The 12,591-nt window shown below is 42.9% G+C and carries 14 protein-coding genes and 2 pseudogenes; 8 read left to right on the top strand and 8 right to left on the bottom strand.

All coding sequences use genetic code 11. The annotated features are described in order from the left end of the window. Position 1: 1 nt before the first annotated feature. Complete coding sequence (gene rfaD / locus BM329_RS09865) at positions 2 to 940, bottom strand: ADP-glyceromanno-heptose 6-epimerase (RefSeq protein WP_092552376.1); 939 nt, start codon at positions 938 to 940, stop codon at positions 2 to 4. 229 nt (positions 941 to 1,169) lie between these two features. Between rfaD and kbl the strand changes: the two genes are divergently transcribed. Together kbl and tdh are read left to right on the top strand one after the other, a co-directional pair. Further along, on the top strand, positions 1,170 to 2,366 hold the full coding sequence (gene kbl / locus BM329_RS09860) for a glycine C-acetyltransferase (RefSeq protein ID WP_092552373.1): 1,197 nt from the start codon (positions 1,170 to 1,172) through the stop codon (positions 2,364 to 2,366). 9 nt (positions 2,367 to 2,375) lie between these two features. Further along, the gene (gene tdh / locus BM329_RS09855) at positions 2,376 to 3,401 is read left to right on the top strand and encodes an L-threonine 3-dehydrogenase (protein WP_092552370.1); all 1,026 of its coding nucleotides are present in this window, start codon (positions 2,376 to 2,378) and stop codon (positions 3,399 to 3,401) included. A gap of 8 nt (positions 3,402 to 3,409) precedes the next feature. Here the strand turns inward: tdh and BM329_RS09850 are convergent, their stop codons facing one another. The 6 genes and pseudogenes from BM329_RS09850 to BM329_RS09825 all read right to left on the bottom strand — a co-directional run bounded on the left by BM329_RS09850 (position 3,410) and on the right by BM329_RS09825 (position 6,983). Next, positions 3,410 to 4,462, bottom strand: a complete 1,053-nt coding sequence (locus BM329_RS09850; protein WP_425445212.1) for a divergent polysaccharide deacetylase family protein — start codon at positions 4,460 to 4,462, stop codon at positions 3,410 to 3,412. Positions 4,463 to 4,510: 48 nt separating this feature from the next. After that, positions 4,511 to 5,824 (bottom strand): murein hydrolase activator EnvC, encoded by a 1,314-nt coding sequence (envC, locus tag BM329_RS09845; RefSeq protein ID WP_092552367.1) that lies wholly within the window; start codon positions 5,822 to 5,824, stop codon positions 4,511 to 4,513. Positions 5,825 to 5,995: 171 nt separating this feature from the next. After that, a pseudogene (locus BM329_RS09840) lies at positions 5,996 to 6,109 on the bottom strand (DNA-binding protein); the annotation flags it as partial. 9 nt (positions 6,110 to 6,118) lie between these two features. Further along, on the bottom strand, positions 6,119 to 6,484 hold the full coding sequence (locus BM329_RS09835; RefSeq protein WP_092552364.1) for a HipA domain-containing protein: 366 nt from the start codon (positions 6,482 to 6,484) through the stop codon (positions 6,119 to 6,121). Between the two features lie 26 nt (positions 6,485 to 6,510). Then, positions 6,511 to 6,690: a HipA N-terminal domain-containing protein gene (locus tag BM329_RS09830; protein WP_092552361.1), complete on the bottom strand. Its 180-nt coding sequence runs from the start codon at positions 6,688 to 6,690 to the stop codon at positions 6,511 to 6,513. Continuing rightward, entirely contained in the window at positions 6,687 to 6,983 is a 297-nt protein-coding gene (locus BM329_RS09825; protein ID WP_092552358.1) for a helix-turn-helix domain-containing protein, read from the bottom strand. Before BM329_RS09825 ends, BM329_RS09830 begins: the two co-directional genes overlap by 4 nt. A gap of 411 nt (positions 6,984 to 7,394) precedes the next feature. Between BM329_RS09825 and BM329_RS09820 the strand changes: the two genes are divergently transcribed. From BM329_RS09820 to cysE, 4 genes are all read left to right on the top strand, one after another. Continuing rightward, entirely contained in the window at positions 7,395 to 7,832 is a 438-nt protein-coding gene (locus tag BM329_RS09820) for a rhodanese-like domain-containing protein (RefSeq protein WP_092552355.1), read from the top strand. A 76-nt stretch (positions 7,833 to 7,908) separates the two neighbouring features. Then, on the top strand, positions 7,909 to 8,379 hold the full coding sequence (gene secB / locus BM329_RS09815) for a protein-export chaperone SecB (protein ID WP_092552352.1): 471 nt from the start codon (positions 7,909 to 7,911) through the stop codon (positions 8,377 to 8,379). After that, a complete protein-coding gene (gpsA, locus tag BM329_RS09810; RefSeq protein ID WP_092552349.1) occupies positions 8,379 to 9,398 on the top strand; it encodes an NAD(P)H-dependent glycerol-3-phosphate dehydrogenase in 1,020 nt (339 codons plus the stop codon). Before secB ends, gpsA begins: the two co-directional genes overlap by 1 nt. A 19-nt stretch (positions 9,399 to 9,417) precedes the next feature. Further along, positions 9,418 to 10,239, top strand: coding sequence for a serine O-acetyltransferase (gene cysE / locus BM329_RS09805; RefSeq protein WP_092552346.1), 822 nt, complete (start codon positions 9,418 to 9,420; stop codon positions 10,237 to 10,239). Positions 10,240 to 10,309: 70 nt separating this feature from the next. On the opposite strand, the gene trmL is transcribed toward cysE, so the two are convergent. Then, the gene (gene trmL, locus BM329_RS09800) at positions 10,310 to 10,813 is read right to left on the bottom strand and encodes a tRNA (uridine(34)/cytosine(34)/5-carboxymethylaminomethyluridine(34)-2'-O)-methyltransferase TrmL (RefSeq protein ID WP_092552343.1); all 504 of its coding nucleotides are present in this window, start codon (positions 10,811 to 10,813) and stop codon (positions 10,310 to 10,312) included. A gap of 547 nt (positions 10,814 to 11,360) precedes the next feature. On the opposite strand from trmL, the gene BM329_RS09795 reads away from it, so the two are divergent. Further along, positions 11,361 to 12,055, top strand: a protein-coding gene (locus tag BM329_RS09795) for an IS1 family transposase (protein ID WP_092552454.1) whose coding sequence is annotated in 2 segments (ribosomal slippage) — positions 11,361 to 11,610 and positions 11,610 to 12,055 — 696 coding nt in all. Because the reading frame shifts where the segments join, the coding sequence is not laid out codon by codon here. 76 nt (positions 12,056 to 12,131) lie between these two features. Further along, positions 12,132 to 12,333: pseudogene (locus BM329_RS15045) on the top strand (IS1 family transposase); the annotation flags it as partial. Positions 12,334 to 12,591: the final 258 nt, after the last annotated feature.

Below are 12,591 nucleotides of genomic sequence, written 5' to 3'. Positions count from 1 at the left end.
ATTAATTATCCTGATTGAGCCATTGCATATATTCAGCAACACCTTCAGCAACGGTCCTGAACGGCTTTTCATAACCAGCGGCACGAAGTTTTGTCAGATCGGCCTGAGTGAAACTCTGATAGCGGCCTTTTAACTTTTCTGGGAAATCGATGTATTCCACAGCAGGCGATTTTTCTTTGTGGAATTCAGTAACAGCATCGGCAACAGACTGAAAAGATTCTGCACGACCCGTTCCACAGTTAAAAATACCGGAAATACTGTTTTTCCAGAACCACAGATTTACCGCGGCGACATCACCGACATAGATAAAATCGCGACAGAAGTTTTCACTACCAGCAAATAATTTCGGGTTTTGCCCTTGGTGAATTTGATTGTTCAAATGATAGGCAACACTCGCCATACTGCCTTTATGCCCTTCGCGCGGCCCATATACATTGAAATAACGGAAGCCACAAACTTGGGAATCCGCATGAGGTAAAATATTGCGAACATACTGGTCAAAAAGGAATTTGGAGTAGCCATAAACATTGAGAGGTTTTTCGTACTGACGTTCTTCAATGAAATTATCACTGCGGCCACCGTAAGTTGCAGCAGAAGATGCATACAGGAACGGGATCTGACGCTCAAGGCAATAATGCAGTACATCTTTAGAGTACTGATAATTATTGTCCATCATATACTTGCCATCCCATTCCGTTGTGGACGAGCACGCACCTTCATGGAAAATGGCATCAATATCACCTAAATCATCACCTGCAACGATACTGGCAACGAAATCTTCCTTATCCATATAATCGGTGATATCCAAATCAACCAAATTGACAAATTTTGTGCCGTCTTTCAGATTATCAACAACCAAAATATCCTTATAGCCTTCGTCATTCAGTGCCTTGACAATATTGCTGCCAATAAACCCCGCACCACCAGTGACAATAATCATTTGGCTCACCTCTAAATAGTCAGTATCTTTGGAACGTATAATAGCACTTAACCCTACTGACGACAGTAGCTTAAACAGGGTAAAATCCTGAAATCCTATCCCTTGGCAGTCCCTGCGCCGTGATCAGCTTTACAAAGTTGATATTATCTTTCTTGTTATGTCGTCACTAACAGGATCTATCAGTAAAATAGCTCCGCCTTCCACTTAATTGGGTACTCAGGAGAGAAAAATGTCAGCGTCGTTTTACCAGAAAATGAATGAACAATTGGAACAGACCCGTTCCGAAGGGCTATTTAAAACTGAACGTATCATCACATCTGCCCAGAATGCCAACATTGCGGTTGCTGAAGGCAGCCAGGTCATTAATTTTTGTGCTAACAACTACTTAGGTTTAGCTAATCATCCTGACCTGATCGCTGCTGCAAAAGCAGGAATGGATAGCCACGGTTTTGGTATGGCGTCAGTCCGCTTTATTTGTGGTACACAAGATTCCCATAAAGAATTAGAAAATAAGATAGCCGAATTTTTGGGTATGGAAGATGCCATTCTGTACTCCTCATGTTTTGATGCAAACGGCGGTCTGTTTGAAACGCTGTTTGGACCAGAAGATGCCATTATTTCTGATGCCTTGAACCATGCTTCCATTATTGATGGTATCCGTCTATGTAAAGCGAAACGTTATCGCTATGCCAACAATGACATGCAGGAATTAAGAGCACAGTTAGAGAAAGCAAAAACAGAAGGTGCACACAATATCCTGATCGCAACTGACGGCGTATTTTCAATGGATGGTGTCATCGCTGACCTGAAATCCATCTGTGATCTGGCGGACGAATTTGGTGCACTCGTCATGGTTGATGATTCACATGCCGTGGGTTTTGTCGGTCAGCAGGGTCGTGGCACACATGAATATTGTGATGTCATGGGACGTGTCGATATTATCACCGGTACTCTCGGCAAAGCCTTGGGCGGCGCATCTGGCGGCTATACCGCTGCGCGCAAAGAAGTCGTAGAGTGGCTACGCCAGCGTTCGCGTCCTTATCTGTTCTCTAACTCGCTGGCTCCGGCTATCGTCGCTGCATCGATCAAGGTGCTGGATATGCTGAAAAATGGCGATGATCTGCGTGAGCGTCTTTGGAAAAATGCGAATCTGTTCCGTGAGAAAATGACCGCCGCCGGCTTTACTCTGGCGGGTGCTGACCATGCAATCATTCCAGTAATGCTGGGTGATGCAAAATTGGCGCAGGAATTTGCGACTGAATTGCTGAAAGAGGGTATTTATGTGATTGGGTTCTTCTACCCGGTTGTTCCTAAAGGTCAGGCACGTATTCGAACCCAGATTTCCGCCGCCCATACTGAAGAACAGATTGAACATGTGGTGGCTGCATTTATACGCATTGGAAAGAAACTGAACATCATTACATAAGGTATCACTATGAAAGCCTTATCGGAATTAAAGCCAGAAGAAGGTATCTGGATGACAGATGTGCCCACGCCGGAACTTGGGCACAACGACGTGATGATTAAAATCCGTAAAACAGCCATCTGCGGTACGGATGTCCATATCTATAACTGGGATGACTGGTCGCAAAAAACCATTCCTGTTCCGATGGTAGTAGGGCACGAATATGTCGGTGAAGTCGTTGCAATTGGTCAGGAAGTCAAAGGTTTCAACATTGGTGATCGCGTCTCCGGTGAAGGCCATATAACCTGTAGTCACTGCCGTAACTGCCGTGGCGGACGCACTCACTTATGCCGCAATACCATCGGCATCGGTGTAAACCGTGCGGGAGCTTTTGCTGAATATCTGGTCATTCCTGCATTTAATGCCTTTAAAATTCCTGACAATATACCAGATGAACTCGCTGCTATCTTTGATCCATTCGGTAATGCGGTACACACTGCACTCTCTTTTGATCTTGTCGGGGAAGATGTACTGGTCTCCGGTGCCGGTCCCATCGGTATCATGGCGGCAGCAGTATGTAAGCATGTTGGTGCCCGCCATGTCGTGATTACCGATGTGAATGAATATCGACTTGAACTGGCTCGCAAAATAGGTGTCACCCGCGCCGTGAACGTCAGCAAAGAAAGCCTGACTGACGTTATGGCAGAACTGGGCATGACAGAAGGTTTTGATGTTGGTTTGGAGATGTCAGGAGCACCACCCGCATTCTGTACTTTGCTAAATACCATGAATCACGGCGGACGCATCGCTCTGTTGGGTATTCCCCCTTCAGATATGGCGATAGACTGGAATCAGGTTATCTTTAAGGGACTGTTCATTAAAGGTATCTACGGACGTGAAATGTTCGAAACATGGTACAAAATGGCAGCATTAATTCAGTCTGGATTAGATTTAACCCCAATCATCACTCACCAATTCTCGGTTGATGACTACCAGAAAGGCTTTGATATCATGCGATCAGGGCAATCTGGCAAAATTATCCTGAATTGGGATTAACCGATTATTCAAAAATTGGAACAGGTATCCGTAATTTGATGGGCACCTGTTTCATCCTCTTTTTGCTGGAGTTTTTTCTTGTTAACCTTTTGGTTAACTATTACTTGGCTTTCCGCTGTATTGCTTAAAGTATTTGACGCCCCTTGTTTCGGTAAGCGCTCCAGAAGCTTCTGAATATGCTGATTTAAGGTATCAACAATGACGTTATTTATTAATGCCTTCCCTACTTTCTTGAGATAATCCAACTGAGTTTCCGGTACAGGCTCCGGTTTCTGAGGCTTTATACACTTGTGAGCTATCTGTTGTTCATTTTTGTTTGGCGGCCCGAAGTTCAACAACATACCCGGTGTTACTAATTCAATATCATCAGGTAATACCGCAAGTGCTTGCTGTAAAGCACGAACGGTTGTTGAATGCGGATGCCCAATTGCAATGGCAGAACCTTGCTTACGGGCAAGTGCAATCGCCCGGTTAAATTGATGCCGTGTTTCTGCTTCAGTCTGAACATTATCCAAAAAAACATTCCGGCGGATCACTGGAACAGATGTTCCCATTGCTGCTTTAGTCACTTGCGTACTGCCAATCGTCACACTATCCAGAAAATAGAGATGATGCCGAGACAATACTTGCATCACTTTCTCCATCCCCCTGAAATCAGATGTCATTGCGCTGCCCATATGGTTATTCATACCAACCGCATGGGGAACTTTTTGTATCGTATCTTGAATAATACGATCAATTTCTTCCCGGCTCATGGCAGGAAGCAGCGTATTTTTTTCCAACGGTTGCTTACTTAGTGGTGCCATCGGCAGGTGGATCAAAATTTCTCGTCCCTGCTGATGAGCCTTTTCCGCCATTTTCCTGCCGAATGGAGAATTTGGAAGAATTGCGATAGAAATCGCAACGGGCATTTGTAATATCTTGTTTTCTTCATGAACACGATAGCCGACATCATCAATGACAATCGCTAAACGCGCTGCTTGAGCATTTAGTGTCACCAATAATGATGTGAAGAATGAAAGTATCCAAAATAACAGAGTAAGCAGGCCAACACGTTTCATCAATAGATACTTCATCATCAGTATGATCATCCTATTTTGTGTTCTTTCTTATTTTCCTAACCACGGCAACGGGTTAACGGCCCGTCCCTGACGACGAATTTCAAAGTACAATGAAGGCTGTCGTTGCCCGCCACTGCTACCGACCAGAGCTATAGGCTGGCCAGTCCTGACTTGTTGCCCGACACGAACCAGCGTACTTTGGTTGTAACCATAAAGACTCATATCACCTTTACCGTGTTCAATGACGACGACCAAACCATAGCCTTGCAGCCAGTCTGCCAACAATACGCGTCCATCTGAAATGGCTTTCACTTCCGTGCCCTCAGCGGCAGGGATAACAATCCCTTTCCAACGCAGTTCACCCTGTATTGCTTCACCAAAACTATGGATGACACGCCCACGCACCGGCCAGATGGCTTGCCCGACAGGACGCCCAAGGCCTCCTGTTCTGGCCATAAGAGCACGCTCATCTTCTGTTGGTTTATAACTGGTGCCTTTTTGTTGGGCTTGTTTCTGCTTCGCAGCAACTTGTGCACGAACACGGGCCGCTTCGCGGGCTTCGCGTTCAGCACGGGCTTTGGCTTCACGTTCAGCTTTGACAATCTTATTCCTCAAGCTGGTTTCATTCTGCCGAAGCTCCGTTAAGCTCTGCTGATCTTTTTTCAATGAAGATTCCAGCACCGTTAATGTTTTTTGTCGTGCGGTACGAACCACTTCCATTTTTTGTTTTTGCTGTTTTTGGCTGGACAATATTTCTTTTTGCTCACTTCGCTTTCCCAGTTGCAGTTTTTTTTGCTGGCTAAGCTCCTCGGTTGTTTTTTGCAACTTAGCTATAGTCTCCTGACGAGCCTGATTTAAATAACTGTAATAAGCGAGTACACGCTCCTTACGCTGAGTTTCTTGTCCATTGAGCAATAATTCTAATCCTTGCTGATTTCCTTGCCGAAATGTGGCATCCAATTGTCTGGCAAGTAACTGGCGTTGCTCTTTTTGTTGCGTTTGCAGGCGTTTGATATTTGCATTCAGCACTGAAACTTCGCTTTCCAGCTTATTCAGACGAACTTGTGTACTGTGCAAGGAACGGCCTACTTCCGAGATAGTGCTTTCTTGTTCTTTTAATTGATTAAGCAGAACAGTGCGTTGTTTTTGCTGTTGTTTGACACTTTTCTCTTTTTCAATAATATCTTGCTGAATATCTTTAAGCTGGTTTTTATTTTCTGAAATCTGATTTGCGGACGTATTTGCACTGAAGCTGAAAAAGGCGAACAACAAGACGTAAAGCGGTAACGTTCTGCGTCTATTTTGCCATTGACACTGTTTTTGCCGATTTTTACGGCTCTTTGAGTCCTTATTTTCAGCCATCTTATTCAATACCCTGCTGCAATATAGCGCCTGATTATTCCATGAGGAATTGCACCTGACCAGAGAACAGCCTGTTTTTTATCATTAATATAAATTTTAGTTAATTTAGAAAAATCCGCTGTAACCGCTCGCTTCTACAACATGGCGCAATACCATAAGAAATGCTTTCTATCCGCCTTCTTCATCCATATCAATAAACGCCTGATGCAGATAATTCTGTGCAAACTCAGGATTTTCACGGAGAAGCTGCACCATTGCATCATCGTGTAAACGTGCTTTAGCCATATTAACCCTTTATTTTTCAAAAAAATCATGATCCCGCTCAAGGGTGTTAAAAATCCCTTTACCTGCATCATAAGGGATTTTTAATCTTTTAAATTCATTTTCCCAATTAGATAACGACTCTAGTGTTTGGTCTATATAATCATCTGATTTGAGGTATTTATATTCAGAACAAATTTCTCTAATACGTTTTCTTGTTGCTCTTCCTGTACTATTACCGCCAAATCCTGTCGTATGTTCCCCTAATGCGTTTGAAAATGTTAAATCATAAGCTGGTGATAATACCCATTCTTTTTCTTCATTATAAAGAAATGCAAAATTCTTTGTGTGATCATCATAATTATGTGATAACGCATTAAAAATCATTAACCTAGCCATCTTTTCCACTTCTTTTGCATTTTTCGTTAATACAGTTGAGGTTTTTCATCAAAAGCCATAGTCAGAGGTGATAAATTAAACCCTGAAGCTAACCAATTATTATCATAAGTGAAATAAATTCCTTTACCTTGAATCTTGGTAAGCATTCCAACTTTTATACCATTGCATAAAACATCAAGATGCTCTATATGTTTAAATTTGTTCATCTTGTCCCCCTCTGACGTTTGGCGTTGTTTAATTCTTCATATGTACTTAGATATTCAGTCTTAAAAAAATTGGATATCGAACCTAACGCATCTAAATGAGTCGCTAAAAGAATCATTGCTTCTAAAGTGATCGTTCCTTTAGTTTCAAATCTTTTGATCGTAGACTCAGAAACCCCTGACTTTTCCGCTAAAGTCTTCCTGGATAAATTCTTGGATAACCTAAGATTTTTGGCATTTTGACCAATATTAGCAGCTAATTCAGATGGTGAATAAAGTAAATGAATAAAAGACATCACCCCTCCAAACCATAAAATAATAGACCTTATAAGACCTATTAAAGGCATGAAATGTAAATAACAGGTCAAATATGAACATAATCTCTAGAATAGAGTGTAATTACAACCTTAAAATGCCCCCCCTGTTCTCCAATATTAAAATGGGATTAGCCAAAACTGGATCAATCGCTTGATCGATATTTGCGTCTTGGGTTCCTTGCCCGATAGGGTAGAGAGAAATCACTGTTACATGAAATATTTCGATGATGCCTGACAATCATGTCATTCTCAGTGTATTTTTTATTTTTCTCGAAACGCTCTGCAAAAACTACATTGGATTATTGCTAATTGGCTGTAATTGACGCAGCACACAGGTATACTCTGCTACCTTAGATATTTGTTATTAACTAACGGGAGTTGTTGCCCTCCATGCTGCAAGAAATCATGCAATTTATTAGCCGGAACACGATCCTGAGTCTTGCCTGGATTGCATTGCTGGTGGCTGTCATCGTCATGACGGCAAAAAGCTTGTTCTCCAAGAGTAAAGTGATCACCCGTGCGCAAGCCATCCATTTTATCAATAAGGAAGATGCTATCGTCGTGGATTTACGCTCCCGTGACGATTTCCGCAGAGGGCATATCACTGGTTCCGTTAACCTGACACCGTCCGAGATTAAAGACAATAATCTGGGTGAGTTGGAAAAACATAAAAAACAGCCTGTTATTATTGTTTCAGCGAGTGGAATGGAAGCCAGAACACCGGCAGAGAATCTGGGGCGTTTTGGTTTTGAGCAGGTTTATTCCCTGAAAGAGGGAATTGCCGGGTGGGTAGGTGAAAATCTGCCACTGGCCCAAGGCAAGAAATAAAAAGAACTTAAGGTGTGAGCAGTATGCTCGCATTATTAAAGATTAATAAGGATGTCTGAAAAAGGTAAATATTATTATGTCAGAACAAAACAACACAGAAATGGCTTTCCAGATCCAACGAGTCTACACGAAAGATGTTTCTTTCGAAGCACCAAAAGCACCTCAGATTTTTCAGCAGGAATGGCAGCCAGAAGTTAAATTGGATCTGGATACCGCTTCCAGCGAATTGGTTGAAGGCGTTTACGAAGTTGTTCTGCGTGTCACTGTTACAGCGACATTAGAAGAAGAAACTGCATTTCTGTGTGAAGTTCAGCAGGCAGGTATTTTCTCAATCGATGGTATCGAAGGAACTCAACTGGCACACTGCTTAGGTGCATACTGCCCGAACATCCTGTTCCCGTATGCTCGTGAATGCATCACCAGTCTGGTAGGCCGTGGTACTTTCCCACAACTGAATCTGGCACCAGTCAACTTTGATGCACTGTTCATGAACTACCTGCAACAACAGGCTGAACCTCAGTCTAACGAGGCTGAACAGGAAGCCTGATGAATACTGCTTCTATGACAGTGATCGGTGCCGGCTCATACGGCACCGCTTTAGCCATTACTTTGGCACGCAACGGGCATGAAGTTATACTTTGGGGACATAACCCTGAACACATCCACGCTCTGCAACAAGCACGTTGTAACCAGACATTTCTGCCGGATGTTTCTTTTCCTGATAGTTTACTGCTTGAGGCTGATTTAAAGAGCGCTGTTTCAGCCAGTCGCAATATCCTTATCGTAGTTCCCAGCCACGTTTTTGGTGATGTCTTACAGCAGATAAAACCGCATTTGCAGCACGACAGCCGTATTGTCTGGGCGACCAAAGGCCTTGAAGCCGAGACAGGACGTTTATTGCAAGATGTTGCACGTGAGATATTAGGTAATGAAATCCCCCTCGCTGTCGTCTCTGGTCCGACATTCGCCAAAGAGCTGGCGGCAGGTTTACCGACCGCAATTGCGGTTTCTGCCACCACACCTGAGTTTGGTGAAGAACTCCAGCAACTTTTCCATTGTGGCAAAAGTTTCCGTGTATACAAAAACCCAGACTTCATTGGAGTACAACTTGGCGGAGCAATAAAAAATGTTATTGCAATTGGCGCGGGGGTTTCTGATGGTATGGGCTTCGGGGCTAATGCTCGCACGGCATTGATCACCCGTGGTCTGGCAGAAATGAGCCGCCTTGGAATAGCGTTAGGCGCTGATCCTTCCACATTTATGGGAATGGCGGGGTTAGGCGATTTAGTCCTGACCTGTACTGATAACCAATCCCGTAACCGTCGTTTTGGCATGATGCTGGGGCAAGGTATCGGTGTTGATGAAGCACAACGAGAAATTGGACAGGTTGTCGAAGGATACCGCAATACCAAAGAAGTACGGGCCTTGGCAGAACGCACTGGTGTTGAAATGCCTATCTCAGAGCAGATCTACCAAATACTGTACTGCCATAAGAATGTTATTGAGGCAGCTCAAGCATTATTGGGAAGAGCCACAAGAGATGAGGGTGAAGTCTCTCAATCTTAAAAAAGATGGGAACACTTATATGTCGCGAGAAGAGCTGAACGAAGTCTGGAAAAATATAAAAAACGAGGCAAAGGCTCTGGCAGATTGTGAGCCTATGTTAGCCAGTTTTTTCCACGCGACACTACTCAAACATGAAAATCTGGGTAGTGCCCTGAGTTATATGCTGGCAAATAAGCTGGCAACACCGATTATGCCCCCTATTGAAGTCAGGGAAGTCGTTGAAAGCGCGTACCGCAGTGACCCTAGAATGATCGAATCAGCAGCATATGATATCAAAGCCGTTCGATTGCGCGACCCCGCTGTAGACAAATACTCAACCCCTCTGCTCTACCTTAAAGGCTTCCATGCATTACAAGCCTACCGCATCGCACACTGGCTGTGGAAACAAGATCGCAATGCATTGGCCATTTACCTGCAAAACCAGATTTCAGTTTCATTTGGGGTAGATATCCACCCTGCCGCGAAAATTGGTTGCGGTATCATGCTTGACCACGCAACAGGTATCGTCATTGGTGAGACGGCGATTGTTGAAAATGATGTTTCCATTCTGCAATCCGTAACATTGGGTGGTACAGGCAAAGCAGGAGGAGATCGTCATCCGAAAGTACGTGAAGGCGTGATGATTGGTGCGGGTTCTAAGATCCTCGGCAACATAGAGATTGGTCGCGGGGCAAAAATTGGGGCGGGATCGGTTGTATTAAGACCTGTTCCACCTCATACCACAGTGGCAGGCGTACCGGCGAGGATTGTCGGAAAACCGGAAAGCGAGAAGCCATCACTGGATATGAACCAGCATTTTAATGGCATCAATAACGGGTTTGAGAACGGGGACGGGATTTAAGATTCCATCTCTTTTGGTAATGAGACAGAATTAATAGCACTCAGCGCCTAATGGTACTGAGTGCTATATTTTAATCCCGCAATAAAGCACCGGGATACCCTAGTTGCCGCCATGCTTCAAACACCACCACCGCTACAGTATTAGAAAGATTCATGCTGCGGCTATCCGGCAGCATAGGAATCCTGATCTTCTGTTCAGGTGGCATGTTATCTAACACATAAGATGGTAAGCCACGGGTTTCCGGGCCAAACATCAAGTAATCACCATCACAATAACGCACATTACTGTGTGCTGGAGTACCTTTTGTAGTCAAAGCAAACAAACGTGATCCAGAAGAGGATTGCGAATTGACTGAACTGAGTCCTTCACTTTCCAAGAAAGCATGATAGTCATGATGTTGCTTAATATTGGCAAACTCATGATAATCCAGCCCAGCGCGACGCAAGCGTTTATCATCCCATGTGAAACCTAACGGTTGAATGAGATGAAGCTGGCAGCCAGTATTGGCGCAAAGGCGGATTATGTTGCCTGTATTAGGCGGGATTTCTGGTTCGAATAGGACGATGTTTAGCATGGTATAATTAATTTGGCACTGTTCGGAAGTTAATGCTGCCCCGAAGGAATATTCTCTGAAATTCGACTTTGTATCGCTTTACATATACAGGCTATTTGATTTTAATCGTTGATTTTAGATAGAAAAAATCTCCTTTTATAATCTGATAATCGTCGCCAAATGAGCCATCAAAACCACGGATGAAGAGTATGACAATTATCGCTATAAAACATCAAATAATGCAATTTTTCAGAGACAATTATTTACAACATATTGTTGGACGGAGTGAGTTTATTAAGCTTCGGAAAAATATCGCCCTTTTTATACACAACTGGGTAAAGCTGCCTTCGTCGAATTTGTTGAAATTGCATTCAGATTTACGATGACTCAATTTATTGAAGAATATCTACCTCTATCCAAAAAATTACTGAAACTTAAGAATGTTATTTCTCAGAATAGCAGTTCTTTTAATTAACTGTTATCAGATTAACGGGTTTATAAGATATGGTTGTGTATTCAAGGAGTTGTTCATCAGGTATACTAGCCATTCTTTATGGGGAGAACTTTAGTGGCAACAGTTGAAGTAAAATGCCGATTTTGTGACCAGACAAAAGAGGTGAAAAAGCATGGTAAAGGGAAAGGTGGTCATCAGCGTTATCGTTGTTTGTCCTGTAATCGCACTTTCCAACTGGATTATTCTTATCGCGCCTGTCACGCCGGGATAAAAGAACAATTCGTTGATCTTGCTATGAATAACTCAGGTATTCGTGATACCGCACGGGCATTACATATCAGCATTAATGCGGTTGTTCGCACCCTAAAAAACTCCGCCCAAGATCGGTAACAACACTGCCACTGGATAATTTGGAAATTCAGCTTATCTGTGAAGTTGACGAGATGTGGTCTTTTGTCGGCAATAAAAAACAACAACGTTGGTTATGGTATGCTTGGGAACCCCGCCTGAAGCGTATCATTGCTCATACCTTCGGAAGACGGAGTCAGAAAACGCTAAAGAAGCTATTGAAAAAGCTCGCTCGATTCAATGTAGCTTTCTGGTGTACGGATAATTTCAACGCTTACAATATGTTACCAACGAATAAACACCTCATCGGAAAAAGTTTCACGCAACGGATAGAACGTGAAAATCTCACCCTTCGTAATCGAATTAAGCGATTAAACCGTAAAACATTGGGCTATTCAAAATCGCCGGAAATGCATGATAAAGTCATCGGTACTTTTATTGAAAGAGAATATTATATTTAGAGTCAATCAACGCATTGGATACATGACCCACTCCTTTTAATATCCCGCCGATTGCACTTAATATGTTAACTCAGCGCTTTCCTCGTTTAATGTTGTGTTCTGGTGTACCGATAATTTCAAGGTTTATAATCTATTACCAGAAATCCACCATCTCGTCGAAAAGACATTTACTCAACGTATTGAGCGCGAGAATTTAACTTTGCGCACCCGAAATGCATGATAAAGTCATCGGCACTTTCATTGAACGTTTGATGCTAATCAACGGATTTAATACGTGACCGAATCCAAGTCTAATGCTAAATAAAAATTCGTAATTATGCTACACATAGACTCTTTCAACTCGTTGTTATACATGTAATTATGAGTGTATAAGGTGTAGTGCTATTTTGGAAAGTTATTTAGGTATTCTATGAATAAGAAAAATATTTTTGATTACTTATCTTGGATTCACATATTAAGCGCAACACCGTAATGGACGAAGTAAATGAGTGGGTATTCCTTTAAATAACTCATTCGGTGTTTTGTAATCTCGTGTT

It is taken from the genome of Xenorhabdus koppenhoeferi (assembly GCF_900116635.1).
In the GTDB taxonomy this organism is placed as follows: Bacteria; Pseudomonadota; Gammaproteobacteria; order Enterobacterales; family Enterobacteriaceae; genus Xenorhabdus; species Xenorhabdus koppenhoeferi.
This window is presented reverse-complemented; position numbering and strand designations above follow the sequence as displayed.